At 67.9% G+C, this 26,328-nt stretch carries 24 protein-coding genes and 3 pseudogenes; 22 read left to right on the plus strand and 5 right to left on the minus strand.

Annotation, left to right across the window (positions count from 1 at the left end):
- Positions 1-93 precede the first annotated feature (93 nt).
- Positions 94-297 (minus strand): annotated as a pseudogene (locus ACW17Z_RS20385) (hypothetical protein); the annotation flags it as partial.
- Here ACW17Z_RS20385 and ACW17Z_RS20390 point away from each other — a divergent pair.
- A complete protein-coding gene (locus tag ACW17Z_RS20390) occupies positions 262-975 on the plus strand; it encodes a histidine phosphatase family protein (RefSeq protein ID WP_492058881.1) in 714 nt (237 codons plus the stop codon). The pseudogene ACW17Z_RS20385 and the gene ACW17Z_RS20390 overlap by 36 nt on opposite strands.
- Here the strand turns inward: ACW17Z_RS20390 and ACW17Z_RS20395 are convergent.
- Both ACW17Z_RS20395 and ACW17Z_RS20400 read right to left on the minus strand, forming a co-directional pair.
- Positions 972-1,292: a 2Fe-2S iron-sulfur cluster-binding protein gene (locus ACW17Z_RS20395; RefSeq protein WP_377371704.1), complete on the minus strand. Its 321-nt coding sequence runs from the start codon at positions 1,290-1,292 to the stop codon at positions 972-974. The two genes, ACW17Z_RS20390 and ACW17Z_RS20395, sit on opposite strands and share 4 nt — an antisense overlap.
- Before the next feature lie 25 nt (positions 1,293-1,317).
- Positions 1,318-2,568, minus strand: a complete 1,251-nt coding sequence (locus tag ACW17Z_RS20400) for a cytochrome P450 (protein ID WP_377371705.1) — start codon at positions 2,566-2,568, stop codon at positions 1,318-1,320.
- Between the two features lie 146 nt (positions 2,569-2,714).
- Between ACW17Z_RS20400 and ACW17Z_RS20405 the strand changes: the two genes are divergently transcribed.
- The 18 genes and pseudogenes from ACW17Z_RS20405 (at position 2,715) to ACW17Z_RS20490 (ending at position 17,120) form a co-directional block, all read left to right on the plus strand.
- A complete protein-coding gene (locus ACW17Z_RS20405) occupies positions 2,715-3,740 on the plus strand; it encodes a helix-turn-helix domain-containing protein (protein WP_492058883.1) in 1,026 nt (341 codons plus the stop codon).
- Between the two features lie 79 nt (positions 3,741-3,819).
- Positions 3,820-4,009, plus strand: a pseudogene (locus ACW17Z_RS20410) (transposase); the annotation flags it as partial.
- Positions 4,004-4,141 (plus strand): annotated as a pseudogene (locus ACW17Z_RS20415) (transposase); the annotation flags it as partial. The pseudogenes ACW17Z_RS20410 and ACW17Z_RS20415, both read left to right, overlap by 6 nt.
- 230 nt (positions 4,142-4,371) lie before the next feature.
- A complete protein-coding gene (locus ACW17Z_RS20420; protein WP_492059040.1) occupies positions 4,372-4,788 on the plus strand; it encodes a PilZ domain-containing protein in 417 nt (138 codons plus the stop codon).
- Positions 4,789-5,228: 440 nt separating this feature from the next.
- Positions 5,229-5,537: a TrbC/VirB2 family type IV secretion system protein gene (locus ACW17Z_RS20425; protein ID WP_492058885.1), complete on the plus strand. Its 309-nt coding sequence runs from the start codon at positions 5,229-5,231 to the stop codon at positions 5,535-5,537.
- A 1-nt stretch (position 5,538) separates the two neighbouring features.
- The gene (locus ACW17Z_RS20430; protein WP_419255952.1) at positions 5,539-5,805 is read left to right on the plus strand and encodes a VirB3 family type IV secretion system protein; all 267 of its coding nucleotides are present in this window, start codon (positions 5,539-5,541) and stop codon (positions 5,803-5,805) included.
- Between the two features lie 120 nt (positions 5,806-5,925).
- Complete coding sequence (gene trbE / locus ACW17Z_RS20435) at positions 5,926-8,394, plus strand: conjugal transfer protein TrbE (RefSeq protein ID WP_492058887.1); 2,469 nt, start codon at positions 5,926-5,928, stop codon at positions 8,392-8,394.
- Complete coding sequence (locus ACW17Z_RS20440; RefSeq protein ID WP_492058889.1) at positions 8,391-8,741, plus strand: hypothetical protein; 351 nt, start codon at positions 8,391-8,393, stop codon at positions 8,739-8,741. Before trbE ends, ACW17Z_RS20440 begins: the two co-directional genes overlap by 4 nt.
- Positions 8,734-9,456: a TrbJ/VirB5 family protein gene (locus ACW17Z_RS20445; RefSeq protein WP_492058890.1), complete on the plus strand. Its 723-nt coding sequence runs from the start codon at positions 8,734-8,736 to the stop codon at positions 9,454-9,456. The genes ACW17Z_RS20440 and ACW17Z_RS20445 overlap by 8 nt, the downstream gene beginning before the upstream one ends.
- 20 nt (positions 9,457-9,476) lie before the next feature.
- Positions 9,477-9,725 carry an EexN family lipoprotein gene (locus ACW17Z_RS20450; RefSeq protein ID WP_492059041.1) on the plus strand — a complete coding sequence of 83 codons (249 nt, stop codon included), beginning with the start codon at positions 9,477-9,479 and terminating at the stop codon, positions 9,723-9,725.
- Positions 9,726-9,742: 17 nt separating this feature from the next.
- Positions 9,743-11,023, plus strand: a complete 1,281-nt coding sequence (trbL, locus tag ACW17Z_RS20455) for a P-type conjugative transfer protein TrbL (RefSeq protein ID WP_492058892.1) — start codon at positions 9,743-9,745, stop codon at positions 11,021-11,023.
- Positions 11,024-11,041: 18 nt separating this feature from the next.
- Entirely contained in the window at positions 11,042-11,728 is a 687-nt protein-coding gene (gene trbF / locus ACW17Z_RS20460) for a conjugal transfer protein TrbF (RefSeq protein ID WP_488902266.1), read from the plus strand.
- A 2-nt stretch (positions 11,729-11,730) separates the two neighbouring features.
- Complete coding sequence (gene trbG / locus ACW17Z_RS20465) at positions 11,731-12,723, plus strand: P-type conjugative transfer protein TrbG (RefSeq protein WP_492058893.1); 993 nt, start codon at positions 11,731-11,733, stop codon at positions 12,721-12,723.
- Between the two features lies 1 nt (position 12,724).
- On the plus strand, positions 12,725-13,969 hold the full coding sequence (locus ACW17Z_RS20470) for a TraB/TrbI/VirB10 family type IV secretion system protein (protein ID WP_492058895.1): 1,245 nt from the start codon (positions 12,725-12,727) through the stop codon (positions 13,967-13,969).
- A gap of 12 nt (positions 13,970-13,981) precedes the next feature.
- Positions 13,982-14,356 carry a hypothetical protein gene (locus tag ACW17Z_RS20475; RefSeq protein WP_492058896.1) on the plus strand — a complete coding sequence of 125 codons (375 nt, stop codon included), beginning with the start codon at positions 13,982-13,984 and terminating at the stop codon, positions 14,354-14,356.
- Positions 14,319-14,570, plus strand: coding sequence for a DUF2274 domain-containing protein (locus ACW17Z_RS20480; RefSeq protein ID WP_492058898.1), 252 nt, complete (start codon positions 14,319-14,321; stop codon positions 14,568-14,570). Before ACW17Z_RS20475 ends, ACW17Z_RS20480 begins: the two co-directional genes overlap by 38 nt.
- Positions 14,571-14,946: 376 nt before the next feature.
- A complete protein-coding gene (locus ACW17Z_RS20485) occupies positions 14,947-16,440 on the plus strand; it encodes a DnaA N-terminal domain-containing protein (protein WP_492058900.1) in 1,494 nt (497 codons plus the stop codon).
- A complete protein-coding gene (locus ACW17Z_RS20490) occupies positions 16,437-17,120 on the plus strand; it encodes a thermonuclease family protein (protein WP_492058901.1) in 684 nt (227 codons plus the stop codon). Before ACW17Z_RS20485 ends, ACW17Z_RS20490 begins: the two co-directional genes overlap by 4 nt.
- Positions 17,121-17,126: 6 nt before the next feature.
- Here the strand turns inward: ACW17Z_RS20490 and ACW17Z_RS20495 are convergent, their stop codons facing one another.
- Together ACW17Z_RS20495 and ACW17Z_RS20500 are read right to left on the minus strand one after the other, a co-directional pair.
- Entirely contained in the window at positions 17,127-17,873 is a 747-nt protein-coding gene (locus ACW17Z_RS20495; RefSeq protein ID WP_492058903.1) for a hypothetical protein, read from the minus strand.
- 34 nt (positions 17,874-17,907) lie between these two features.
- Positions 17,908-18,288 carry a hypothetical protein gene (locus ACW17Z_RS20500; protein ID WP_492058905.1) on the minus strand — a complete coding sequence of 127 codons (381 nt, stop codon included), beginning with the start codon at positions 18,286-18,288 and terminating at the stop codon, positions 17,908-17,910.
- Positions 18,289-18,670: 382 nt separating this feature from the next.
- Between ACW17Z_RS20500 and ACW17Z_RS20505 the strand changes: the two genes are divergently transcribed.
- The 3 genes from ACW17Z_RS20505 to ACW17Z_RS20515 all read left to right on the plus strand — a co-directional run bounded on the left by ACW17Z_RS20505 (position 18,671) and on the right by ACW17Z_RS20515 (position 26,118).
- Positions 18,671-19,669, plus strand: a complete 999-nt coding sequence (locus ACW17Z_RS20505; protein WP_492058906.1) for a DUF7146 domain-containing protein — start codon at positions 18,671-18,673, stop codon at positions 19,667-19,669.
- 30 nt (positions 19,670-19,699) lie between these two features.
- Entirely contained in the window at positions 19,700-21,691 is a 1,992-nt protein-coding gene (locus tag ACW17Z_RS20510) for a ParB/RepB/Spo0J family partition protein (RefSeq protein WP_492058908.1), read from the plus strand.
- 161 nt (positions 21,692-21,852) lie between these two features.
- Complete coding sequence (locus ACW17Z_RS20515; RefSeq protein WP_492058910.1) at positions 21,853-26,118, plus strand: strawberry notch-like NTP hydrolase domain-containing protein; 4,266 nt, start codon at positions 21,853-21,855, stop codon at positions 26,116-26,118.
- The last annotated feature ends 210 nt before the right edge of the window (positions 26,119-26,328 follow it).

Here is a 26,328-nt window from a genome sequence, read left to right on the forward strand (position 1 = left end):
TCCAGGGCCCGGCTGGTGGGCGGCGCCAAGGTGGAGACATGGCCCAGGGCGTTTTCTGCGCCGAACCGGCATCCACTTCGGCGGAAAACGCTCGAGCGCCGCATAGCGCACGTCCAACACCACCGCGCCCGTGCCCGCCGCCCGCCCGAACGGCCGCTCGCCAAGCCCCAACGCCTGAAGCACCGCCAGGCCCGTCGGCTGGATCATCAGTCCCGACCCGAGGGGCTGGGCGGCCGCGAAGCGCTCATAGACGGTGACCTCATGGCCATCCCGGGCCAGCAGCAGCGCCGCCGCCATCCACGCCGGCCCGCATCCCGCCACCGCGATCTTCAAAGGATCATTCCCACCCTGCACGACGCCCGCAAGGTTGCGGTGCGCCGCCCGCTCGCGCAATCGTGCCCCACGGCCCTTCTCTTCATCACCCACCCCGAAGTCGTGGTCGACTCGGCCGTCCCGGTTCCCAACTGTGGCCTTTCCGACAAGGGCCGCGCCCGCATGGCGGCCTTCGCGGCGCCGGACACCACGGCGAACGTCAAGGCCGTCTGGTCCAGCGGCGCGGCCAAGGCGCTTAAGGCCGCCGCCATCCTGGCCGGCCACCTTGGGCTGACGCTGCGGGTGGACGAGGCCCCGCACGAGAACGACCGCTCGGCCACCGGCTTCCTGCCTCCCGACCAATTCGAAAACCTCGCCGACGCCTTCTTCGCGTCACCGCAGGACAGCGTCCGCGGCTGGGAGCGGGCGATAGACGCGCAAGGACGCGTGGTGGCGGTGCTCGAACGCTGCCTCGCCGCCGCGCCCTCGGAGGGCGACATGGCCGTCGTCGCCCCACGGCGGCGTCGGAACCCTGGCCCTCCGCCGCAATCTGGGCGTGGCCATCGACCGGTCCTACGACCAGCCCTTCCAGGGCCACTACTGGACCTTGGACGGCGGCCGGGCTCTGCACCGGTGGAAGAGCATCGCGGCGCGGTGGGCTAGTGCTGCGCTTCCGGCAGCCGCACCACCATCCCCGCCAGCTCGTCGCGGACGGTGATCTGGCAGGCCAGGCGCGAGTTGGCCTCCACATGCTCGGCGAACTCCAGCATGGAGTCCTCCATGGCCGTGCGCGGGCCGACCTTGGGCAGCCAGGCGGCATCCACATAGATGTGACAGGTGGCGCAGGCGCAGGCGCCGCCGCAGTCTCCGTCGATGCCGGGGATGTTGTTTGCCACCGCCCCCTGCATGAGGTTGACGCCGGTCTTCAGGTCGACGGCGCGCTCGCCCCCGTCGAACATCACATAGGTAATCTTGGTCATGGAATTCTTGAGGCTCGACTGAAACTTACGCGGGGATGCGGACAAGCAGGTTGAGGTAGCCTTTCACGAACGGCGAAGGCACGCGCTCGGGCTCGGCCATCACCTCGATGCGGTCGAAGCGGGCCAGGATCTCTTCCCAGATGATCTTCAGCTGCAGCTCGGCCAGGCGGTTGCCCACGCAGCGGTGGATGCCGAAGCCGAAGGACATGTGCTGCCGGGGCCGTTCGCGGTCGATGATGTACTCGTCCGGCCGCTCGATCACCGTCTCGTCGCGGTTGCCCGAGACGTACCACATGATCACCTTGTCGCCCTTTTTGATGGTCTGGCCTGAGAGCTCGAAGTCCTCCAGGGCCGTGCGGCGCATGTGGGCCAGCGGCGTCTGCCAGCGGATGGTCTCGGAGACCATGGAGGGGATGAGGTCCGGGTTGGCCTTCAGCTTGGCGAACTCGTCGGGGTTCCGGTGCATGGCCAGCACGCTGCCGCTGATCGAGTTGCGGGTCGTGTCGTTGCCGCCCACGATCAGCAGGATGAGGTTCCCCAGATACTCCTCCGGACTCATGTTGCGGGTGGATTCCCCGTGCGCCAGCATGGAGATGAGGTCGCCCCCCGGCGGCGCGTTGACCCGCTCGTTCCACAGACGCGTGAAGTAGCCCAGGCACTCCATGAGGATCGAAAGCTTCTCCTCCTCGGTCTCCACCAGCATGCCCGGCGCCGGGATGGTGGTGGCGATGTCCGACCAGTAGGTCAGCTTGCGGCGGTCCTCGAAGGGGAAGTCGAACAGGGTCGCCAGCATCTGGGTGGTCAGCTCGATCGACACCCGGTCTACCCAGTCGAAGGTCTCGCCCCGCGGCAGGCCGTCCAGGATCTGCTGCACCCGGCCGCGGATCAGCGGCTCCATGGTCGCGAGATTCATCGGCGAGACGATGGGGCTGACCACCTTGCGCTGGGCGTCGTGCTTGGGCGGGTCCATGGCGATGAACATCGGCAGGCGCAGCTCGGCGCCCTGGTCGATGATAGCGATGCCGCCCAACGCCGCCTCCGACGAGAACACCTGGTGATTGGTGTCGACCGCCATGATGTCGTTGTACTTGGTGATCGACCAGTAGGGCCCGAACAAGGACGCCTTGCAGTAGTGGACCGGGGCCTCCTTCCGCAGGCGCGCGAAATAGGGCCAGTGGCTGTCGGCGGCCCACAGGGCCGGGTTGGAGACGTCGATATCCTCCAGAGCGATTGAGGTCGCGTCCTCGATAGGCGCGCCGGCGTTGCCGTCAGCCATGGTCTTCCTCCCTCTGAACCGACGGCCCGTGCGTCGATGGATTGCCGGACCTTGCCTCCTTTCTAAGTCCGCTTCCCGGTCCACGGCGAGAACACCGTGCGCCGAAGAGTTGGCATTTTGCGCCACAGGGCGCAGGGTGCTCCCCCATGACGCCGCCCAAGCCCCCGCCGACTGCTCCGGCCCCTGCCCCCGCCCCCAGCGGCCTCATGCCCGCCGGCTACTTCCGCCTGCTCCAGCGCAGCTTCGGCGACAGCGATCCCCGCCGCCGCGCTCTGCTGGCGGGCCTGGAGGCGGCCGACACCCCATCCTCTGTCGCCACTGCCGCCGAGGTCGATGTCGAGAGCCAGCTTCGCCAGCTGGACAATCTCGACGCCCTCCTGGGCGAGGGCTGGGTCTTCTGTCGCCCCGAGGTCTGGAGCCACGCCTCCCACGGCGCCTTAGGGGTCGCCGCCCTCACCGCGCCGGACCTGGAGGGCGCCATGCAGATCGTCGCCGCCTATGGCCGGGTGCGCGCCCCCGTGATCGACTTCGCCGCCCGCCGCGGTCGCCGGGGCCTGACCCTGGCCATGCGCTACGTGGCCGAGCTGTCGCCCGCCCGGCAGCGCAACCTGGCCCAATCCTCCCTCTCCGGCGTCGTCTCCCTGGTCGCCGTCATCATCGGGGCCGCCCCTGCCGGACTCCTGGTCGCCTTCCGGGACCCCGAGCCGACCTACGCCGAGGACGCCCGCCGCGCCCTCCTCTGCGCCGTCGCCTGGAACGGGGCCGCTGACAGCGTCTTCATCCCCGCCGCCCTCCTGCTCACCCCCTCCCCCTTCGCTGACCCGTCCCTGCACGCCCGCGCCCGCGAGGAACTGGAGACCGCCCTGGCCCGGCTGGAACGACCAGGCGACCTGCGCCCGCGCCTGGAGCGCCTGCTGGTCTCCCACCCCGCCGGCCGCCTGACCGCCTCCGCCGCCGCCCGCGCCCTGGGCGTCTCCCGCCGCACCCTGGTGCGCCGCCTGGCCATGGCCGGAGCCGGCTACCGCGCCCTCCTCGACGCCGAGCTCCGCCGCCGCGCGGCCGGACTGCTAGACGCGGGCGAACTTTCCCACGCCAAGATCGCCGAGCGCCTGGGCTATGCCGAGCCCACCAGCTTCAGCCGCGCCTGCCGCCGCTGGTTCGGCCGCGCCTGAGTGTGTACCCGAAAAGAAGTTGGGTGATATCAGTGACTTGTGATTCATTTCGTGTTGCGAAGCATCAACGGAGCGTCACATGTGGATCGACACCACCCGAAGGAAGCAAGCCCGCAAAGGCCTGCGGTATTCAAGCGATCAGACGGACGCGGAATGGTCGGTTCTGGAGCCGCTTCTTCCGGCGGTCTCGCGGCTTGGCCGGCCGCTGAAATGGCCGCGGCGGGCGGATCCTGAACGGGATGCTCTACATGCCGCGCAGCGGTCATCCGCACGTCCACTGCATCGTCCCTGGCGGCAGGGTCTCCGCCGACGGCAAGCGCTGGGTGGCCTGCCGCAAGGGCTTCTTCCTGCCGGTGCGGGTGCTCTCACGGCTCTTCCTGGAGAAGCTCGCCGCCGCCCATGTTCGACGCCCTGGTCACGCCGGTTAACCGTCCGGAATGCGGTCCGGGAATCGTTTGATCGCCAACCCGAAAGGCGTTGATGGGAAGCGCTAGGCGACATCAAAGCGTGCAACCTGCGCACCGTGGCTTCGCCACCAAATGCACTTGGTGGGCGGTGAGGGGGACGACCGTCTACGGGATGGCGTTGACGCGTTAAATCTGATGCAAGGGAGTTGGCCTATACTGCCAGTATGGCCCAAATCTCACCGGTTCGAACCGAGGCAGCGCAACGCAGGCGAACATCCCGGCAGCGTTGCCTATTCGCCTGCCGGATCGTCTTTGGGCCTGAGGCCTTCACCCTTGATGGAATGATCCGCGACGTAAGCGACAGCGGAGCTCGCATTCGTCTCCCTTCCCCCATGCCTCTGCCCAAGTCCTTTCGAGTAATCTTGCGAGACGGAGTGTGCCAGGAGACCGAAACCGTCTGGCGACGTGGCCAGGAACTGGGAGTGCGGTTTCTGGTGCCCGTCGATCTACAGGACCCGACGGATGCTTCGGTCAGAATGTTGAGACGCCTGTGGGCGGAGATGGCGGGTCGCGCGAACGACATGACCGCGCCATCGATATGGGGCCTTGATCACCTCACTTGCGTCAAACAAGCAGACTAAGGTCGCGGCCTTCTGAGGGGTGAGTCTGGCTGGTGTCCACCCGGTTCCTAGGTCGCTGGCCACCTCGGTCTGCGCGACCCGAGATGGCGGGCCATGACGGACGCCTGCTCTGGGGCGCCGAATCAACAGCCCACAGAACTCGGGCTTCCGCCCTCAAATGGCCGCTTACGCGGCGGAAATAGTCAAAATCTTCGAAAGAGAGCGCCATCGCGCGCCGACCTGATGGGTCGTCGGAGTGATCCCGCAGCCGCGTCTGCCGGCACAACTCTAAATCACATAATTAAGCACATAGAGGGCTTTTTAGGTAATAAAAGGCCTTGACCGACTGTCTGCACCAACCCACGGTTGGTCGGCCCGGCCTTCACGGGCTGTCGAGACGGAAGGATCCAGCGATGAGACCCATTTCCAGAAATCGTCGTGGGATCACTTTTGGTCACCCGATGGCGGCCGTTCTGCTGCTCGCCGTCGGGGCGGCCCTCGTGGTGGCGGAACCCGCCTGGGCGGCCGGCGGCGGTACGGCCATGCCTTGGGAAGGGCCGCTGACCACGATCATGAATTCGCTCGCCGGACCGGTGGCCAAGGCGATCGGCGTGATCGCCATCGTCATCACTGGGCTTGGCTTTGCCTTCGCAGAGGGCGGGTCGGCCATGCGCAAAGGCATCGGGATCGTGTTCGGCCTGGCCATCGCGTTCACCGCGACGACCTTCGTGACCAGCTTCTTCAACCTGACCGCCGGCGCGGTGTTTTAGGGTGGCGGGGTCACGGATCGAGGGCTTTGAGATCGGCTTCCACAGTTCGCTGTCCGAGCCGGTGACGATTGGCGGCGTGCCCCGGATGATCGCGGTGTTGAACGGCACCGTGACCGCGACCCTCGCCCTGGGGCTCCAAGTCCCGATGATCGGCATCCCCTTGGGCCTTGCGGTCCACGTCTGCGCCTACTGGCTGACCAAACGCGACCCCTACTTCTTCGACGTGCTCGGCCGCCACATCCGGCAAAAACCCTACTGGGACGCCTGATGGCCCGCCGCCTGCCTTCGTTGGGGAGGCCCGCGCGTTTCGGCTCCCCTCCCCCCTTTGTCCTGTCTCCACGGCGCCAGCCCGAAGCTGGCACTCGGCTTTCTCGGAGGAGGCTTCACTTTGCTCTATTTGAAGGAATACCGCCCGAAGGCTGAGCGCCTGTTCGACCATCTGCCCTGGGTCGCGTTGATCGGCCCCGGCCTCGTCCTGAACAAGGACGGTAGCTTCCAGAAGACCCTCAGCTTTCGAGGCCCGGACCTCGCCAGCTCGACGGATGCCAGCCTTGTGGCGATCCGCGCCCAGCTCAACAACGCCCTTCGCCGTCTCGGCTCGCGCTGGTGTTTGCACATCGAGGCGCTCCGGGCAGCCTCCCAGGACTATTCGGCCGGCGAGTTTCCCGATCCGGTGTCCGACCTCATCGACGATGAACGGCGCGTGGCGTTCGAGGCGGAGGAGCGGCACTTCGAGAGCCGCTATTTCCTCACCCTCACCTACCTGCCGCCCGAGGAGGCGATCAGCACCGCCGAGGGCCTTCTGCTGGAGAACGCGCCATCGGGCCGCGGCGCCGCGGGGATGTATCGCGCGGCCCTCAATGACTTCCTCGGCACGGTTCGCCAAGTCGTCGATATCCTGACTGCCATCATGCCTCGCATCCGGGAGCTCTCGGACGATGAGACGCTCACCTATTTGCACGGGTGCGTTTCGACCAAGCCCCACTACGTGCGCACCCCCGAAACGCCGGCCTATCTCGACGCCTTCCTCACCGACGATGACTTCCAGGGCGGGCTTTTTCCCAGGCTCGGGAAGAGCTTCATCCGCACGATTTCGGTGCGCGCCTACCCGACGACCTCGTCCCCCGGACTGCTCGACCGCCTCAACGAGCTGGGCGTCGGCTATCGCTGGGTGTGCCGCTATCTGCCGCTCGACAAGGAAGACGCCAGGCGGGCCGTGACCACGCTGCGCAAACGCTGGTTCGCCAAGCGTAAGGGGGTGATGGCCCTGCTCAAGGAGGCCATCACCCACGAGCCCTCCCAACTGGAAGACCCGGACGCGGCCGCCAAGACTGACGACGCTGACGCGGCGTTGGCGATCCTCGGCGGCGACTTTGCCTCCATCGGCTACTTCACCCCGACCGTCACCCTGATGGACCGCGACCCTGACCGGCTGGCCGACCGGGTTCGTGAGGTGGAAGGCGCCATCAACCGGGTCGGCTTCGTCTGCAAGGTCGAGGACATCAACGCGGTCGAGGCCTGGCTCGGAAGCCTGCCAGGGCAGGCCTATGCCGACCTGCGGCGCCCGTTCGTTTCCTCCCTGAACCTTTGCGACATGATGCCGATGTCGGCCATCTGGCCCGGTCCGACGCGCAATGAACACCTCACCGCGGAGTGCGCAAAGCGCGGCCATCCCGGCAGCCAGCCACCCCTCATGGTCACGCGAACCGCCGGATCGACGCCGTTCCGTTTCGACCTCCACCAGGGGGATGTCGGCCACACGATGGTGGTGGGCCCGACCGGCGCCGGCAAATCGGTGCTGCTCAATACGATCGCTACCCAGTGGCTCCGCTACCCCGAGGCCCAGGTGTTCTTCTTCGACAAAGGCGCCAGTTCGCGCGCGGCCACGCTGCTCACCGGCGGGCAGTTCTTCCATCTTGGCGGCGACCAGGGCGAAATTGCCTTCCAGCCGTTGGCGGAGATCGACGGCGCCGAGGACCGCGCCTGGGCGCAGGAGTGGGTGCAGGATCTGGTCGCCGCCGAGGGCGTGGAGATCACGCCGCCGGTAAAGGAAGAGATCTGGGGCGCGATCAAGAACCTCGCGGCCGGCCCCCGCGAACAGCGCACCCTGACGCTGTTGGCGGCGACAATCCAGGATCACACAGTGAAGGCGGCCTTGGCCCCCTTCACCCTTAGTGGGCCGCACGGCCATCTCCTCGACGCCCAGCAAAACCTCTCGTCGGACGCCCGTTGGCAGACCTTCGAGATGTCGGATTTGATGGCTAGTAAGTCCGCGCTGGCGCCAGTCCTCACCTACATCTTCCGCAGCCTGGAGAAGCGGTTCGACGGCCGGCCGACATTGCTGGTCCTCGATGAGGCCTGGCTCTTCCTGGATCGGGGCGCTTTCGCCGCGAAAATCCGCGAGTGGCTGAAGACGCTGCGAAAGTTCAACGTCGCCGTGGTCTTCGCCACCCAGAGCCTGGCCGACATCGCCAACTCATCGATCGCGCCGGCCCTCATCGAGAACTGCCCGACCCGGGTCTTCCTGCCCAACCCCGATGCTCAGACGCCGCAGATCCTGGCGCTCTACGAGGCCTTCGGCCTGAACGCGCAGCAGGTCAGGATCATCGCCAACGCCACGCCCAAGCGGGAATATTACTACCAGTCGGGCACCGGCAACCGGCTGTTCGAGCTGGGCCTTGGCTCTCTGGCCCTGGCGACCGTGGGCGCCTCTTCGCCCGGCGATCAGCAGCTCATGACGGCGCTCCTTGAGGAGCACGGGCGGGCCGGGTTTGCGCCGGCCTACTTCGCGGCGGTCGGACACCCGGACGTCGCGAAATACCTCAGCGACCAACTCGTGGAGGCGAGGGTCGCATGACCATGCCGCGCCAACCCGATGAAACGACAGCGGCCCACCCGGGCCGTCAGCCTCCCGTTGCCCCCTGGATCAACGCCTTCGCGGGTCTTGCGGCACGGGTTCCGTCGCGCTGGAGCCGGACGCGCAAGCGTCGGCGGCTATTGTTCCTGGCCCTGTGCGCGCCCGGCTTCGTCGCGATCTTCGCGACGCCGTTGCATCACAACTTCTTCCTGCTCCTGGTCGGGATCGTGCTGTTCGCCGCCGCGGCCCTGTTTCGCGCGCTGACCGAGCCGCTCTTCGAGCGCGCGGACGCCGCGGGCCCACAGATCACTTCCCCTTCCCCATCGGAGGACTCTCGCCATGCGTAGGCTTGTCGCCACTACCGCCGCCGTCGCGGTCCTCAGTCTCGGTCTCAGCACAACTGCGCCGCCGCCGGCACAGGCGCAGATCACGGTCATCGATCCGCAAGCAATCGTCCAGGCCATCAAGCAGGTGCAGCAACAGCTCCAGATGATCACGCAGCTTCAGCAACAGGTCGCCAGCCAGGCGGCCATGCTGCAGAAACTTGGTGTCGATGTGACGGGTCCGCTGCAGCAGATCGCGTCCGAGGCCACGCAGCTTCTCCAGACCGCGCAGGGCATCGGCTACCAGGGCCAGAACCTCGCCCAGCAGTTTCAGCAGGTCTATCCGACCGACCTCAAGGGGATGAGCTTTGCCCAGACGCGGCAGGCGCTGGCCGGATGGCAGGCCAACAGCCGCCAGACCCTCCAGGAGGCCATGGCGACCCAGAACCTGATCGTTCGCTCGCAGCCGACGACCGCCGGGGCCGTCAACGCGGCGGTCGCCGCTTCCCAGAACGCCGCGGGGCAGACGGCGGCTATTCAGGCGACCAATCAGTTGCTCGCGAGCCTCAGCACCCAACTCACCCAGCTCCAGACCATCCTGATCACTCAGGGGCGGGCGCAGCAGACCGCCGAGGCGCAGGCACAGGCAGCGAGAGCCGCCGGGGATGCCGAACATGAGCGTGTCTTTCACGGCGCCCCTCCGGCCGCCATCGGCGTCAAGAATTCGGACCACCTATAGTGCGCCGCATCCTGATCCTCGTGGGGCTCGCGACCCTCTGCCTCTCCGCGTGTAGTCGGCCCGTCCCGTCCCACGACAAGGCGTACTTCGCCGCACACCCCCAACAGCGCGGGCAAGCCCGAGCTGCCTGCCGAAACGATCCGGGGCGCCTGGGTGCGACGCCCAATTGCGTCAATGCTCTCCAAGCGGACGCCGACGCCGAGCACGAGCGGGTGTTCCACGGCGCTCCGCCAACCGCGTCCGGCGTCCGCAATCCTGGCCATCTTTAGAAGCGCGGAAGCAGACGATGAGCACAGCTAGCCCCGCCGGCCTTGATGTCTTCCTGAATAACTTTCGGTCACAGGTCGATAGCGGCTTTGGGCTGATCTCTGGGGACGTCCAGTCGGTTCTAGCCACCCTCGTGGTGATCAGCATCGTCACGACAGCCATGCTGTGGGCGATCGACGAGAATCAAAACGTCCTCGCCGCCTTGGTTCGGAAGGTGTTGCTGATCGGCTTTTTCACCTGGCTGGTGACCCAGTGGCACAGCCTCAGCCAGACGGTCGTGGAGGGCTTTGCCAACCTCGGCCTCAAGGCTGGGGGCGGCGCTATGAGCCTCGGCGACTTCCTGAACTCACCATCCAAGATCGTCATGAAGGGCATCGAGATTTGCATCGGGCTCTTCGACTACATCCACCGGGTTGCACCGGGGCCGGTGGAATTTTTCGCGCATATCGACGTCGTGTTGATGGCCTTGATCGCCTGCATCGGCGTGCTCATCGCGTTCGTGATCCTGGCAATCGAGGTCACGGTCGTCGTCATCGAATTTCACATCGTCACGCTGATCGCTTTTGTGACGGTCCCGTTCGGCATCCTGACCCAGACTTCCTTCCTGTCTGAAAGAGCCATTGGCTACGTTGTCTCGGTCGGCATCAAGCTAATGGCGCTGGCCATCGTGATCTCCATCGGGACGACAATTTTCGACACCTACACGGTGTCAGCCGATCCAGACATCTACGAAGACGTCGGGCTCCTCCTCGGGGCTGTCGTCATGGTGATGCTGGCGCTGAAGATCCCCGCCATCGCCGGCGCGCTGATCAGTGGCGGCCCGCAGCTCAACGCCGGCAGCGCCCTGATGGGCGCGGCGGGTGTTGCTGCCGGTGTCGCCGGCGTTGGCCTCGCGGCTCGCATGGCGGGTGGCGCCATCGCGCAAGGCGCAGCGGCAGGCGGCGCGAAGGTGGCCGCAGCGCGTGCCGCGTCTGGCGGCCTGTCGTCAGGTGGAGGAGCCCCTGGCGGCGGCGGCCTGAGCCCGTCTCCCAGCCAAGGGCCGGCTTTCACTCCAAGCCCGGCCTCTACCAGCCGCAGCGCGCCCGCGCAGGATTCGAGCGGCCCGTCGGCATCCAGGACGGAAACCCCCGCAGGCGACGCCGACTCTACGTCACCGATCGTGGCGCGAGCCCGGACCCGCCGGGGCGGTTTGGGTTCGGCGGCGCGCACCAGCGCCGCGACCGCGGCCGCCAGCGGTGACTCGAACAGCCCCGGGATGTCGGCCTCGCCGATCCGCCCCGACGATGACCCCAAGTCCTAGAGCCCCTGGAGAACCACCATGTTGAACGCCTTCAGGAGACCGCAAGACCGTTACGGCAGCTCTGCGCCGGTCGAGAGCCCCTATCAGCGCGCCGCGCAGGAGTGGGACAATCGCATTGGCTCGGCCGTCGCGCAGGCGAAGAACTGGCGGCTCGCCGCCTTCTGCTCGCTGGGCCTGGCGGCCCTGTCGCTTGGCGGGTTCATCTACCAGGCCAGCAACACCAACATCGCCACCTTCGTGGTCCCGATCGACAAGTACGGCAGGCCGGGTCGCATCGAGGTCGCCGGACAAAGCTACAAGCCATCGACGGCGGAGACCGGCTACTTCCTGGCCGACTGGGTGACGCGGACCCGCTCCAAAAGCATCGATGCGATCGTCATCCGCGACAACTGGACCGCCGCTTACCGGTTCGTGGCGGGCTCCGCCATCGGTCAGCTCAACGACTACGCCAAGACCCACGACCCCTTCGCCAACGCCGGCGCCCAGGCGGTCAGTGTCGAGATCGTCTCCGTCCTCGCCCGCAGTCCCAATACCTACCAGGTGCAGTGGCGGGAGACGACTTTTGACCAGGGCGCAACGCGCGCCACCGAGAACTGGACGGGCCTGTTCACCGCCAAGATCAACGCGCCGAAAAATGAGGCCGAACTCCGGGCCAACCCCCTCGGCATCTACATCACCTCGTTTCAGTGGAGCCGGGAGCTTTAGTCATGACACACACATTCCTCCGGGCCTGCGGCGCCACCAGCCTCGTCATCGGGCTCGCCCTCGCGGGCAGTTCCGACGTCTCCGCCCAGATTCAGCCGGTGCCTGCGCGGGCCGTTCCGCCCGTCGCCCCACCCCGCGCTTTGGCCGTGGTGGTTGCGGCGCCACGAGCAGCCGCCACGGCCGCGCCGGTTCAGACGCCCCGTCGTCGGCCTGTGCGCCGCACGGTCCCCGCCTCGCCGGTGCTGCGGACCGTTCAGGCCGGCAATGACGCTGCGCGGTCGATCCCCTCTGCTGGCGCCTACCTCAACGCCGCGCTCTATTACGACTTCGAGCCGGGACGGCTCTATGTGGTCCACACCAGCCCTCGGTTTCTGACCGCGATCACCCTTCGGCCTGGCGAGAAACTGATCTCCAAGGCGGCCGGCGACACGGTGCGATGGGTGCTCGGCGAAACGGTCCAGGGCGCCGGGGCCGGCCAGCAGGTCATCGTCTTCGTCAAGCCGATCCGCGGCGGCCTGCGCACCAACATCATCCTGACCACGGACCAGCGCACCTATCTGCTCGAAGTGGTCAGCCATGAGGGCGAGACCTATACGAGCGTGATCAGCTGGAATTATCCGCAGGAGGAGATGCGCGACGCGCAGGCGGCCCGCGCGGCGGCCGACCAGGCGGTCGTGGCCAGCAGCATCGCCATCGACCGCCTGAACTTCGCCTATCGGATCCAACCGATCGGAGCGCGGCGTGGTCCCCGCTGGCAGCCGCTGCGGGTCTTCGATGATGGCCTGAAGACCTACATCCAGTTCCCCGCCGACCTCGCGGCCACAGAGGCGCCGCCGCTCTTCCTGATCGGCCCGAACAAGCAGGCCGAGCTGGTCAACTATCGGTTCGCCAACGGCTACTACGTCGTCGACCGGATGATCGATGTCGCCGAACTGCGGCTCGGCGAGGGCCGCCAGGTCGTGGTGCGGATATCCCGCACAGGCGGGGCGCGCTGAGATGAGTCATCTGCCTCCCGACCCGCCCTCCGAGGGCGTTGGACCGATGGCCGCGCCGGAGCGCAAGGCCTCACCGGCCAGCGTGCTGACTGGTCCCCGTCCGCCGGTGACCCGGTGGAATCGCAAATACCTGCTGGCCGGCTCCGCCGCGCTGGCCAGCGTCGTTGCCTTGGGATTCTATCTCGGCTTTGGCGGCTCCCACACGCGGGCGGCCAAGGACCAGGATCCGCAAGCGGCCGCCGACACCCAGACGCCGCAACGTCCCGAGATCGCCAACCGCTTCGCGCGGGGATACGGCGATCCGGGCCTGCAGGCCTCCGCGCCGGGCATGGCCACCCTGCCCCCGCCCAGCGCGGACATGGCGGGACAGCCAACGGCCGGCGTCGCTGCCGCGCCCCCTGCGCCGCCGGTGGACCCCGCCGTTCAGGAAGCTCGCGATCAGGCCCGCGCGGCGCGCGCGGCCGGCCCCTTCTTCGGCGGACAGCCGGTGCAGGTGGCCGATCGGGATGTGGCCGCGCCCGCGGCGGGGTTGGCGGCGTTCGCCGGCCGGGCCGTGCCGCCGGCCGAGCGAGCGGCGGAGGTGCAGCCGCAGAACGGCCAGGGCGCCAAGCGCCAGTTTCTGGCCGGCTCCCGGTCCGAAGACTACCTGGCCAACCCGCTGCTGCCGCCGCTCAGTCCGTGGGAGGTGAAGGCGGGAACTCTGATCTCGGCCGCCCTCATCACCGCGATCAACTCCGATCTGCCCGGCGAGGTGATCGCTCAGGTGACGCGTCCGGTTTACGACCACGTCACTGGACGCACGGTGCTGATCCCGCAGGGCGCCCGGCTGATCGGTCAATACGACAGCCAGGTCGCCTATGGTCAGGAGCGGGCGTTGATCGCCTGGAACCGGATCGTCATGCCCGACGGCCGGTCGATCAATATCGGCTCGATGACTGGGGCCGATCTGTCCGGCGCCAGCGGCCTTCGCGACCGCACGGATGGGCACTTTGGCCAGCTGGCGCGCGGCATCCTGCTTTCAACGATCTTCAGCATCGGCGCGGCGTCCGCCCAGGACGCCGGCAACCGAAGTTCCGGCGGCTTGGTGATCAACAGCGCCGCCAGCGGCATTTCCAACCAGGCCCAGCAGACCGGTCAAAGGATCACCGAGCGTGACCTGAACCGCCAGGCCACGATCACCGTGCGCGCTGGCTGGCCCCTCCAGGTCATCGTCAACAAGGACATGATCCTCGCCCCCTACCAGTAAGAGAGAGTTCCAGTGACCCAGACCGCAGAGAAGCTCGGGCTGTTCCTGTCCGAAGGCCTGCACCAGGACATGGTGTCGGCCGCCGAACGACTGAATACGCGCAAGAATCCTCGTGGCTGTGTGCGGCTCCTTTATGAGCGCGCGTTTCGAGAGTTGGTGGAGGCGCTGGAGAGCGGCGACGAGATCGCTTTCCCCGCCGTGCGCGGCGCCAAGGACCGGGTGTCGGTGCGCCTGTCGCGGCCGCTTTGCCTGCGCATTCGCCGGCACACCGACGGTCTCAATCTCAAGCTGACGGACTTCGCCTTCGCGGCGATCGACCGCTTCCTTCAGTCCATCAAAGGAGACCCCCATGACGCGACCCGTCAAGCCTACCCTGTCCTTGGCTAAGATCGACCTCGAGGAGAAGGTGACAGACCTGCGCCTGCGGCTGCGCGGCAAGCTCGCCGTCGATCTGGTCGACTATCAGCGCGCCTACGCCCAGAGCAATGCCCAGGACATCGCGCTCGAGCAGCTCGTGCCTCACATCCTGTCGACCTTCATGGAGGCGGATCGATGCTTCCAGGCTTGGCGCAAGGCGAACCCGGTCAGCGGGGCGGCGTAGCGTTCGCCCCGCGCCGATCGCGGTGGCGACCTACCACGGCTGGCCCTGTGAGGTGCTCGGACCACAAGCGGTTGATCCCTGAGTCGGTAGCCAGGGACTCGTTTCTGAATATCCGTCAACTGCCCGAATCGGCCCTTTTTGGTCGAAATGGTGCAATTCCAAGCCTTCAGCTTCGCCCAGACTCACTGAACGCTGAGCCCGACTGAGTCGCGCGCCAGATCCTCTGCGCGCGCCTGGTCGCCCATGAGGACTTCACCTTGACCTAGACGAGACCCCAAAACGGCGAAAGCCCCCAGTTGGCGCTGGAGGCTTTCGGAAATCGCAGGCGCCGTGTGGTAGCGGCTTGATTGATCGGGACTAACCTAGAAGGCGCTTTTTGCGTCGTCAAGGCCCGAATAGGAGACCTGTTGTCTTCTACCTGCCGGTTTCGCACCGTCGAAACGGCCTCGTCCCAGCACGAAGGGACGACATGCAAAGCGCATTATCCGAGGACGACTGGCGACCAGGATTCGCCAAGCGAGCCCCCAACTTCGACGCGGTCTGCGAGCAGGCCCGCGCCTGGCGTTGGAGCCCGGGCGAAAGCATCGCACGCATCGCCGCGGCCGTGCTGAAGGGCACGCCCACGCTCACCATCCAGCAGCGGATGACCCTGCTGCTCTATGTCGAGCATCTCAATCAGGACCGTCTGGAGAAGGACGTCGCCTGTGTGTGGCCGAGCACGGCGCTGATCGCCGACTACCTCGGCTGTAGCGAGAGCACGGCGCGGGCCAATCGGCGCGGCCTGGAGGCGGCCGGCTACATGGTCCGCGACTACAATCGCGCTAACCGCCCGGCCGGCGTCGAGGCCTATGACCTGGCCCCGCTGGTGGCGCGCCTGGACGAAATGGAGGCCGCTGACACCGCGTTCCGCGAGGCGGCGCAAGCTCGCCGAGCCCAGTACCTTGAGCCCGTGGTGTTTGCGCAGAGATATGCCGCCCAGGCGCCTATATCCCGGCGCCTAGAACAGTCCCATAAGAACGACAGTTCCTCTGTACAGGATAAGGACGCGTCTTCGCCGCGAAGTTCTTCCTTCGCGCGTCCGGCTACGCCTCCCGCGAATAGCAAACGCAACGGATCCTCGGGCCGACGCCAGAGCAACGGCACGTCCAGCGCCATTTGCTCTCCGGAGGGAGCAAGCGGCTTGGGTGGCGCTCAATCCGCACCCTCCGCAGCGGCGGAAATGGTGCGCCAGGAGCTCAGGGCCGCCGTCCAGGTCTGTCCCAGGCTGGCCGCGCTGGTGGGTGATCATATTCTCGCCGACCCGGCTAGTGCAGGCCCTGCCGATGTCGCCCGGATCGCCGCGGCGGCGGAAACCTGGCTCCCAGAGATCGAACGCAACAACGCGCTGTCGGTCGGCTGGGGCTGGGCCCGCCACGGGCCACGGGTGATCGCGATGCTGGCCATCGCTCTGGAAGACCCGGCAATCCAGAGCCCTTGCAAATACTTCGGTTGGATGGTCACCCGAACCGCCCAGGGCGCGCCCGATCTGCGCCTGAACCTCGCCCGGATCATGCGGGTGAAGGGGGAAATCCCGCCGCCGGAGGTCGCCCCGCCCGTGGCCCTGATGGCCGCGCCGGGGACCGACGATCCGACATGGCAGGCCATCGCGACCGCGCTTCGCGCCATCGTGCGCGAGGGCGCCTACGGCAGCTGGTTCGGAAAGGTCGGCTTCCACGGAATCGAGGACGGGCTCCTGACCCTGTCGACGCCGAGCGGGATCGCCGCAGATCGGATCAAGCGGGACTACGTGACCGCCATCCTGCAGGCGGCCGAGGTCGCCGAGGTGTTCGTCGAGCGGGTTCTGGTCACCCTGCGCAAGGATCATCGATGATTGGGCGCTGCCTGTGGGTCGTGCTTGGCCTGATGCTCGCCGCGGCGAGCCCGGTCTCGCTTAGCGGTCAGGCCCGCGTGGTCGATGGCGACACCTTCACCCTCGGCTCCGAACGGGTCCGAATGTGGGGGATCGACGCGCCGGAGGGGCGACAGACCTGCAAGGACGCCGGCGACGTCGACTACCGTTGCGGCGAGGAGGCGCAGGACGAGCTGATCGGGTTGATCGCGCGCCGCAACGTCACCTGCGAGGTGCGGGACCGCGACCAATATGGCCGGGCCGTCGCCCGCTGCAGGGTGGGCGATCTCGACCTTGGCCTGGAGATGGTCAAAGGCGGCTGGGCGCTGGAATATCGCCAATTCAGCGGGGGAACCTACACGGCGGCGGAAGCCGAAGCGCGCCGGACACGGCGCGGGGTCTGGGCGGGCACCTTCGAGCGGCCCTCGGAGTGGCGGGCGGCGGAACGGTCAGCCGCGGCGCCCTCACCAGCTTCGACGGGGCCGGCCGCGAACGGCGGATGTGTGATCAAGGGCAACATCAACGCCGCCGGACGGCGGATATTCCACGTTCCCGGCCAGGAGGACTACGCCGCGACGCGGATCGACCTGTCGCGCGGCGAGCGCTGGTTCTGTACGGCGGCTGAGGCGCGGGGGGCTGGATGGACGGCTGCCAGGCGGTAGCCGGTGTCAGTGCTCCGGCGCCGTCAGATCTACGTTCCAAAAGGCCAGGACCTCGCGCACGGCGTCATGGCCAAAGTGTTCAAGGGCAGGGTCGGCGAGCTGCTGGCGGAACCGGGCCTTGCGCTTGGCGATCGCCGCGCGCACCCGCTCGCTGTAGGACGCGGTGCCGGGCGGGAGGGTGCGACGCTCGGCCGTTGGCCACGCTTCTGGATATCCTGCTGGAATGACGCCGGCCCGAACGCGCTCGGCGCCGACCCGGACATCCTCATGCTCGCAGGCCCATCCGTAGAGATGGTAGGCGCAGACCCGCAGGCACTCCTTGATCTCCGGGACCGCGTCAGTGAAGCCCTTCAGCGGGGTCGGAAGCCAGGTCATGTTGCCGACGCAGGAATAGAAGCGTGGGTCCTGGACGACGTTGCTCTTGCCGGCGAAATTCTCGTCGTCGTAACCCCAGATGTGACAGACGGTCCAATTCTTCGGCTTCGGCGGCGTCTTGACCCCGAGCGCCTCGACCAGCGCCGTCGCGGCTCGGATATTTTCCTCGACCTTGGGCACGCCCTTGCCGCTGACCAGAACTTTGCTCCAGGCCGCGTCGTAGCGGGGCCGGCTTCTCGCCGTGTCCGGGCACCAGATCGGCAACGCCTTGAAGGTGTCGGGATGCACCCAGCGCGCCGTGCGGGCGATCATTTCCATAACGAGCGGCAGCTCGTGTTCGATTTCGGACAAGCCGTCCGGGACCTCGAACGCCGTCATGATCCGGGACGCTCGCGGCTAGGCTCCAGCCCCGTCATCCGAGTTGGGCGGCGCCGGGATCCTGGCCGGCGGCCCGGGTCGCGGCGCTGGGCTGTTTGTCCGTGGACAGAATGATGGGTCCGAAATAGCCGAAATCATCGCGGCAGGCGGCGACCGCCAGGCTGACGTCGCGATAGAGCTTCGGGGCGTCGGACTTGAACTTGGCGAGCCGGTATTCTCCGGCGCGTCCTGCCAGGCGCAGCCAGACGCTCCAGTCGCCGTGTTCGCTTTCGGTCAACCGGACCTCTTTGAGCGAGCCGCCACGCTCCAGATACATCGAGACGTTGCGGGCCCGGATGGCCAGCTCAGGGTTTGCGCCGATGACCCAAGCTTCTTCGCTTCGGCCCTCGTCCCCCGCGATCTGATCGGTGTTCATCACGGAATGCCCCAAACTCATGATGGGCTTATCTTGCTATAAAAGCACATCGCTGTCGCCCTCCTGATCGCCGTCTATGACGATTTTGCGCCGCCATTTCCCGGGCTATCGCCTCAATTTCAAGCCTGTGAGTTGCGATGCCGAGGAGAGACCTCCGGTTCGGCGAGTGATTGGCCAGGATCAGGATCTGTCTGTGGATTTGGTGGGGGAGCGCCCTCCCCCTGAGTCGCAGGCCTTACTGTCTGCGCCTACCCCCACCAGCGGGGGCTGCCCCCGCAACGCCCCCGGAGTCAGATCCCGAGCGGCCGGCGGCCGCGGACGGAAAGGGTGGAGGCAGGCTTGGGGTGGGTGAGTTTTGGTCAGGCAGTCCCGGGAGGTCGCCATGTCCTTGAGACCCATCGTCCAGGCCCTGGGCGGCGATCTCTACGATCGCGGCCAGAGGGCGAACATTCCGGCGCCGGGCCATAGCGCCGCCGACCGTTCCGTCTCGCTGTTGCTGAAGGACGGGCGGATCATCGTCCACACCTTCGGCGATGGCGACTGGCGCGCGGTGCTCGATCACCTGCGCGGCGAGGGCCTAGTGGACGCGCACAACGCCCCGACCACCTTTAGCCAGTCGCGCCGGGCCTCGGCGGCCGGGAACGCCGGCACGACGATCGAACGCCTGAACGCCGCGCGGCGGATCTGGGAGGCGGGGAAGGCCGTGGCCAACACTCTTTCCGAACGCCACTGCCGGCTGCGGGCGATCACGCGCGCCCTGCCAGGACCGCAGGTGCTTCGCCACTGTGGCCATGCGCCGGTCTCGGCCTATGCGGCGGAGAGCCGCCATCATCGCCCCGCCCTCCTGGTCGGCGTCAGCGAAGCGACGGGCGGCCTCACCGCCGTCGAGCTGACCTATCTCGCGCCGAACGCCCATCGGGCGGCGGACCTGCGTCTGAACCGCAAGACGGTCGGCGCCGTGCCAGCCGGGGCGGCGGTTCGGATCGATGAGGCGGCGCCGGAGATGCTGGTCGCCGAAGGCTTTTTCACCACGCTGTCGGCCAGTGAGCGGTTCTCGCTTCCGGCCTGGTCGCTGATGTCGACCCGCAACCTGCGAAGCTGGACCCCGCCGCCCGGCGTGCGCTCGGTGCTGATCGCCGCGGATCGCGGCAAGGATGGTGAGGCTTCGGCCGAGCACCTTCGCGCCAGGCTGGTCCGGGCCGGCCTGAGGGCCTGGGTCGAGTTGCCGCCGGGCGTCGTCGGCGATTGGAACGAGGCGGCGGGCCAGGCGCCGGTGATGCCGCCAGGGCCAGCGCCGAGCCGGCCGGCGTCAGGGTCCGACCTGGCGTCCGCTGAAAGGAGAGAGGGAGGGCTGGAGGGGGTGCGCCAAGGGGCAGGATGACCCTCGCCTCTGACGCCGGAGATGATCCCCATGACCCCCGCTGCTGAAACCCCCGCTGGCGTTCCCAACACCCAGTTCGTGCCCCTGTGCGACCTTGAGATCGCGCCGGAGAACCTTCGCGCCAAAGAGCCGGCCGACGACGAGATCGATCGGTTGGCCGAAACCATCTTCAAGGCTGACGTTGTCGTGCCCCTGTGCGTGCGACCCGGGGCCAGGAAGGAGCGGCCCTTCATGGTGCTGGACGGCCGCCGCCGGCTGCTCGCGCTCCGCAAGCTCCTGGACGCGGGACGGATCGCGCAGGACTGGACGGTGAAGTGCGAGGTGTTCTCCACCCGCGAAAGTCAGGCCGCGGCCACCATCCTCACGGCCGCCGAGCGCACGCCCGTTCACATCGCCGACGTTATCGTCGCCATCGGCAAGCTGCGCAAGTCGAAGATGGACACCGCCGCCATCGCCGGCGCGCTCGGCTATGACGAACTGGAGATCAAGCGCCTGTCGGCCCTGGCCGGTCTGCACGCCAAGGCGTTGAAGGCCCTGCGTCTGGGCAAGATCACCCTGAAACAGGCCCGTCAGCTGGCCCGGATCACCGATGCGGACGAGCAGGCCGACATCGCCCAGACCGCCCTCGATGGCTATCTGCAGGACTATCAGCTTGCCGCCCGCGTCGAGCGGGGCCGCACCGACGTCAACGATCCGCGCTTCGCCCTGGTGGGGCCGCAGCGCTACGCAGCGATCGGCGGGCGGGTCGAATCCGACCTGTTCGGCGAGCTTCCCGACGTTCTGTTGGACCCCGATACGCTGACCGAGCTGTGGCGCCAGCGCACGGAGCCGCTGGTGATCGCTTTGCAGGCCGAAGGGCTGTTCGTGTTCATCGGCCAGAGCCGCGGCTACCGCGCGCCCGACGGCTTCTTCAACCTGCCCTACGTCCACGTCGCGGGGATGAGCGAGACCGCCCGAGCGGCCTACAAGGAAGCCCAGCAGGTTGTCAGGGAGGCGCACGAAGCCCTGGCGGGCGCGGATCTGGCCGCTGACGAGATCCCGGGCCTGTTGGCTTTGCTGCAAGCAGACCGGCAGCTCGCCGCCGCCTCGCTCGAAGGCGGTACGATCGGGGCCGTGATCCTGTCTCCGGATGCCGAGGTCGGCGTCGTCGCCAGCTTCTTCTCCAACCCGGTGATCGCCCAGGACGACGCCGATGATGAGGCCGAGACCGGCGAAGGCGGGGGTCTCGACGGGCGCTATGGGCGCAGCCAGCCCGACGTCGAGTTTCCCAAGGCCGACGTCGATGTGGAAGGCGCCAGTCACGTCTTCCACGAGACCCGCACCGATGTCGCCACGCGCGGCCTGATCCGCGACCTGGCCGATAACCCCAGCGTCGCGCTGACCGCCCTCCTGGCCCAGCTGTTCAAGCATCTGGCGCTGCACGGCGGGGCTTCGGCGGAAGCGTCGGCGGTGACGGTCTCGGCGAGCGGCTATCGCCGAGGCCAAACCCCGGCCATCCCGGCGCTCGACGGTGAGGTGCGGGCCAGACTTGAGGCGCGTCGCGAGGCCTACAAGACCTCCGGCCTTCGGCCGATCGCCTGGATCGAGGGCTTGGCGCATGGGGAGAAGATGGCGCTGTTGGCCGAGCTGGTGGCTATCTCGCTCGATGTCCGCGAAGCGCGCACCAGCTCGATCCGTCACGCCGCCCGCGCGGAGGCGGCCGAGATCGCCGAACTCTGCGGGTCCGACATCGCCAGCCACTGGACGCCGGACGCAGGCTATCTGGCGGTTCACTCCAAGAAGCAGCTGATGGCGTTGCTTGAGGAGATGGACGCTTCGGACGATCGGGCGCGGACCCTGAAGAAGGACGAGCTGGTCTGCTTCGTGGCGCAGGCCGCCGCGGAACGCCAATGGGCGCCCTCGGCCCTGTCCTGGGAGAGCCACGCTTCCCTGGAGGACGAGGCGGAGGAGCCGGCGGCTGACGAAGAGCCCTCCGAGGCGCCGGAAACGAGCCTTCCCTCGGAGGGACAGCTGGCGGCTTGATCAGCTGATCATCGACCCTGAACCAGAGAGCCCCGTCGGCGCCAGCCGGCGGGGCTTTTCGCTGTCTGGGCCCGGAAAGGATGGAGGGAGGGAGGCGTCAGGTGAGCCTGACGGGACGGGAGGGAGGAGCCCTCCGCCGCAGGTGATCTGGACGCTTCCCCATGAACGCCTTCCTTCCGCTCTTCGCTCAGACGCAGGTTTCTGGTTCCGCCGCAGACAAGGCAGCCAACATCCTGGCCGCCGCGCGGGCCATGGTTCCCCATCTCAACCGCTCGCGGGCGCTCGACCGAAAGCTGGTGGCGGGGGTGATGACCATGTCCTTCGGCGGCTCGGACGCCGACGGCGCCTGGTGCTGGCGCGATGCCTACGACGCCATGGAAGCCGCCGTGGTGTTGCAGCTGCGCCGCCTGGCGCCTCAGATCAGCCGGCTCGAGGACGCGCCCGCCGAAATCGTCGCCTTGCTGGCCAGCGTCACCGAGCTGACCCTGACCCACACGCGGCGCAGCGAAGAGCAGGTGGCGCTCGATCAGTTCTCCACGCCGCCGGAGCTTAGCGCCCTGGCCGTGGCCGCTGCCCAGATCCGCCCCGGCGACCGGGTGCTTGAGCCTTCGGCCGGCACAGGCCTCCTCGCCATCGTTGCCGAGGCGTGCGGCGCGGTCCTCGACCTCAACGAACTGGCCCCGGGGCGGGCCGAGATTCTCGACGGGCTCTTTCCCGGAGCCTCGCGCACGCGCCACGACGCGGTCCTGCTGAAGGACATCCTGCCCGGTTCCGGCAGCTTCCACGCCGTCATCGCCAACCCGCCGTTCCAGCACCTGGAGGGCCATTTGCACGCCGCGCTCGATTGCCTGGCCGAAGGCGGCAGGCTCTCGGCGATCGTGCCGACCAGGCTCTTCGAGGACGCCGCCGCCATGCAGGCCCTGGGCCGCCGGGGCCGCCCGATCGCGATGCTGGTGTTCCCGCAACGCGCCTACGCCAAGCACGGAACCTCGGTCGAGACCGGGCTTCTGGTGATCGACCGCGCCGAGGGGAGCGTCCCCTCCCCCTGCCCGGTTCTGGCTTGCGAGACCCTGGCCGACGCCGCCCGTCTGGCGGCGGGCGTCGCGCCTCGCCCCACGGCTCAGCCTCGCCAGTTCCGGGCCACCTCCAACGTCGCCTTCCTGACCCCGCGGGCCCGGGCGCTGGCGACACCCTCGTCACGTCTGGGGTTCCTGTCGACGACGGCGCCGGTCGCCTACGCGGTGAAGGACTGGTCCGGCGAAGGCCACGATGTCGGCCTCTATCAGGCCTACGCGCTCGGACGAGTCGATCTGGCGCAGGCGCGACCACACCCCTCCCCGCTCGTGGAATCCGGGCCGATGGCCTCGGTCTCACCGCCAGCCCCGAGCTATCGCCCGGTGTTGCCGGCCGGGATCGTCGAGCAGGGCCTGGTGTCCGACGCCCAGATGGAGACCATCATCTATGCCGGCGAAGCTCATGCCAGCAGCCTGCCAGGCGCCTGGGTGCTCGGCGAGGCCGCCCACCTGGTCCACCTGGTGGCGGAGGGCACCCAGGGCGCGGTGCAGTTTCGGCGCGGCTTCTTCCTCGGCGACGGCACCGGCTGCGGCAAGGGCCGTCAGATCGCCGGGGTCATCGCCGACAACATGGCCCAGGGCCGGGTGCGGGCCGTTTGGTTCTCGCGGAACGACGCCCTGCTTGAGGACGCCCGGCGCGATTGGAACGCCATCGGCGGCGCCGGCTCCGACATCACCCCGCAGAGCGCCTGGAAGCAGGCCGACGCCATCCGCCTGGACCGCGGCATCCTCTTCACCACCTACGCGACCTTGCGTCAGCCGGCCCGGGGAGATCGCCCCTCCCGGCTCGATCAGATCGTTAGCTGGCTGGGCGCGGACTTCGACGGGGTGATCGTCTTCGACGAGGCGCACGCGATGGCCAACGCCGCCGGCGGCGGCAAGGGCTCGCGCGGGCCGAAGAAGGCCTCGCAGCAGGGCATGGCTGGTCTGGCGTTGCAGAACCGTCTGCCCGGTGCCCGGATTCTCTACGTGTCGGCGACCGGCGCAACGACGCCGGAGAACCTCGCCTATGCCGCGCGGCTTGGCCTCTGGGGCGGGCCGGAGGCGCCGTTCAACACCCGCGACGCCTTCATGGAAGCCGTCGACAAGGGCGGCGTGGCGGTGATGGAGCTGATCGCGCGCGAGCTGAAGGCGCTCGGGCTCTACATCGCCCGCTCCCTGTCCTTCGACGGCGTCGAATACGAGGCGCTGCGGCACCCGCTTGCCGCTCAGGACATCGAGATCTGGAACGCCTGGGCCGATGCCTACCAGCTGATCCATCAGAATCTGCGGGCGGCCCTGGAGGCGGTTGGCCTCACCGAGGATGGCAAGGCGACCAATGGTCAGGCGGCTTCGGCGGTGCTCTCGGCCTTCGAGGGGGCGAAGCTGCGGTTCTTCGGGCACCTGCTCGCGGGCCTCAAGGCCCCGACCCTGATTGCGGCGATCAGGACCGATCTGGCGCAGGGCCGCTCTTCCGTGGTGCAGATCGTCTCGACTAACGAAGCGGTGATGGAGCGGCGACTGGCCGAGATTCCGCCTGAGGAGTGGAACAACCTGACCATCGACATGACGCCGAAGGACCAGGTTCTCGACTATCTGATGGGAGCCTTCCCGGTCACCGCCATGCAGGCGATCGAGGACGAGGAGGGCAATGTCACAATGATCCCGGTCATGGTCGATGGCGTGCCGGTCGCCAGCCAGGAGGCGCTGCGGCTCCGCGAAGAACTCGTCACCCATCTCGCGTGCCTTCCGGCCGTCTGCGGCGTGCTGGACGCCGTCCTCGACACACTGGGAACTGATGCTGTGGCGGAGATCACCGGCCGGGCCCGCCGGGTCGTGTTGCGTGGCGGCCGGCGTGTCGTCGAGCGTCGCGGCGCCTCAGCGGCCAAGGCCGAGACCGACGCCTTCATGTCAGGCAAGAAGCGGGTGCTGGTGTTCTCCGACGCCGGCGGCACCGGGCGCAGCTACCACGCCGATCTTGGCGCGGCGAACCAGCAGCGGCGGGCCCACTATCTGGTCGAACCCGGCTGGCGCGCGGATGGCGCCATCCAGGGCCTTGGTCGCTCGCACCGGACCAACCAGGCCCACGCGCCGCTGTTCCGGCCGGTGACGACCGATATCCACGGGGAGAAGCGGTTCCTCAGCACCATCGCGCGGCGGCTCGACAGCCTTGGCGCCCTGACCCGCGGTGAGCGTCGCTCGGCGGGCAACGGGCTGTTCCGGCCAGAGGACAACCTGGAGAGCCCGTGGGCGCACCGCGCTCTGCAGGCCTTCTTCGTGGCCCTGCATTTCGGGTCGGTCGAGGCCATGAGCCGCGAGACGTTCGAGACCAGGACCGGGCTGAAGCTGCTGGATACCGACGGCAATCTCAAGAAGTCCGACGACATGCCGGCGATGAACACCTTCCTCAATCGCCTGCTGGCGCTGCGGATCGAGGACCAGAACGGTCTCTTCACCGCCTTCGACGAGATCCTGGCTAGCATCCTCGAACGGGCTTCGGCCTCCGGCGCTCTCGACAGGGGGATGGAGGACATCGTCGCCGACGACCTGGCGATCAAGTCGGAGGAGGTGATCCGCACCGACACCCTGACCGGCGCGCAGACCAAGATCATGACCTTCGAGGTCCGCACGCGGAGGGTGCTGACCGGCTCCGGCGAGGCGCTGCACGGGTTGAACCCCGAGGCTCTGGAGTATGTGGTCAATACCCGTTCGGGGCGGGCCGGCCTGGTGGTGAAGGGCCTGACCACGACCGACGACGACGACCGCCTGGTGCCGGCGGTGCGGATCATCCGGCCGGAGAAGCGCGGCGTCTCGCCCCTCAAGGTCTATGAGGAATCGGCCTGGGAGATCGTGGCCGAACCGATCTGGCAGGCCGCCTGGGACGCCGAGATCGCCGCGGCCGATCCCTGGATCACGCGCGAGCTGGTCCTGGTGACCGGCCTCCTCCTGCCGGTCTGGGAAAGCCTGCCCGCCAAGCAGGCCTCTGTACGGCGCCTCAAGGCGCCGGACGGTCGCCGCTGGCTAGGCCGCGTGCTCGACCCCAGCCAGGTGCCGGGCCTGAAGATCGCGCTGGGCCTGAGCGATGTGGCCGGTGTGGTCGGCGAAGGCCCGAACGCCGCCCATCTCGTCCTGACTGAAAACACCTCGATCATGCTGACCGGCGGGTTTTGGCTGAGACGCGCCAAGGTGATGGATCGTCATCGGATCGAGGTGGTGGGGGCCGCCGCTGACCGCTCGGCCTTCACGCTGCTCGGCTGTTTCGTCGAGATCATCAACTACACGCCCCGCGTCTTCGTGCCGGTTGAGAAGCCGCAGGTGTTGTCGGCGCTGCTGGCGAAGTGGCCGCCGCAGACGCTGCTCCCGGCCGCCGCCTGAGTGACTTGGGGGCCGTGGGCTTTGGCGCTCACGGCCTTCCAGCGTCGGCCTCCGGCGCCTTGGCCAACCGGCTGCGCCGGGAAAGGACAAAGACAGGGACCGAGGGGGTTGAGCGATCCGGGAAGAGGTCCGGCGCCGACGACCCAAGGCTCCCATGTCCAAGCGCTCCCCCCATCTTCAGGCGCCCGATCTCTTCGGCGACCTTCCAGG

It is taken from the genome of Caulobacter sp. GSs2 (genome assembly GCF_058680895.1).

What these genes read in the sequence shown, in the direction of transcription:
- ACW17Z_RS20515 (WP_492058910.1), top strand. Translation starts at nt 21,853, where the DNA reads ATGAACGCCTTCCTTCCGCTCTTCGCTCAGACGCAGGTTTCTGGTTCC.
- ACW17Z_RS20480 (WP_492058898.1), top strand. Translation starts at nt 14,319, where the DNA reads ATGACGCGACCCGTCAAGCCTACCCTGTCCTTGGCTAAGATCGACCTC.
- ACW17Z_RS20420 (WP_492059040.1), top strand. Translation starts at nt 4,372, where the DNA reads ATGGCCCAAATCTCACCGGTTCGAACCGAGGCAGCGCAACGCAGGCGA.
- ACW17Z_RS20490 (WP_492058901.1), top strand. Translation starts at nt 16,437, where the DNA reads ATGATTGGGCGCTGCCTGTGGGTCGTGCTTGGCCTGATGCTCGCCGCG.
- ACW17Z_RS20505 (WP_492058906.1), top strand. Translation starts at nt 18,671, where the DNA reads ATGTCCTTGAGACCCATCGTCCAGGCCCTGGGCGGCGATCTCTACGAT.
- ACW17Z_RS20470 (WP_492058895.1), top strand. Translation starts at nt 12,725, where the DNA reads ATGAGTCATCTGCCTCCCGACCCGCCCTCCGAGGGCGTTGGACCGATG.
- ACW17Z_RS20400 (WP_377371705.1), bottom strand. Translation starts at nt 2,568, where the DNA reads ATGGCTGACGGCAACGCCGGCGCGCCTATCGAGGACGCGACCTCAATC.
- ACW17Z_RS20445 (WP_492058890.1), top strand. Translation starts at nt 8,734, where the DNA reads ATGCGTAGGCTTGTCGCCACTACCGCCGCCGTCGCGGTCCTCAGTCTC.
- trbG (WP_492058893.1), top strand. Translation starts at nt 11,731, where the DNA reads ATGACACACACATTCCTCCGGGCCTGCGGCGCCACCAGCCTCGTCATC.
- ACW17Z_RS20440 (WP_492058889.1), top strand. Translation starts at nt 8,391, where the DNA reads ATGACCATGCCGCGCCAACCCGATGAAACGACAGCGGCCCACCCGGGC.
- trbF (WP_488902266.1), top strand. Translation starts at nt 11,042, where the DNA reads ATGTTGAACGCCTTCAGGAGACCGCAAGACCGTTACGGCAGCTCTGCG.
- ACW17Z_RS20495 (WP_492058903.1), bottom strand. Translation starts at nt 17,873, where the DNA reads ATGACGGCGTTCGAGGTCCCGGACGGCTTGTCCGAAATCGAACACGAG.
- ACW17Z_RS20405 (WP_492058883.1), top strand. Translation starts at nt 2,715, where the DNA reads ATGACGCCGCCCAAGCCCCCGCCGACTGCTCCGGCCCCTGCCCCCGCC.
- ACW17Z_RS20500 (WP_492058905.1), bottom strand. Translation starts at nt 18,288, where the DNA reads ATGAACACCGATCAGATCGCGGGGGACGAGGGCCGAAGCGAAGAAGCT.
- ACW17Z_RS20510 (WP_492058908.1), top strand. Translation starts at nt 19,700, where the DNA reads ATGACCCCCGCTGCTGAAACCCCCGCTGGCGTTCCCAACACCCAGTTC.
- trbL (WP_492058892.1), top strand. Translation starts at nt 9,743, where the DNA reads ATGAGCACAGCTAGCCCCGCCGGCCTTGATGTCTTCCTGAATAACTTT.
- ACW17Z_RS20395 (WP_377371704.1), bottom strand. Translation starts at nt 1,292, where the DNA reads ATGACCAAGATTACCTATGTGATGTTCGACGGGGGCGAGCGCGCCGTC.
- ACW17Z_RS20425 (WP_492058885.1), top strand. Translation starts at nt 5,229, where the DNA reads ATGGCGGCCGTTCTGCTGCTCGCCGTCGGGGCGGCCCTCGTGGTGGCG.
- ACW17Z_RS20390 (WP_492058881.1), top strand. Translation starts at nt 262, where the DNA reads ATGGCCATCCCGGGCCAGCAGCAGCGCCGCCGCCATCCACGCCGGCCC.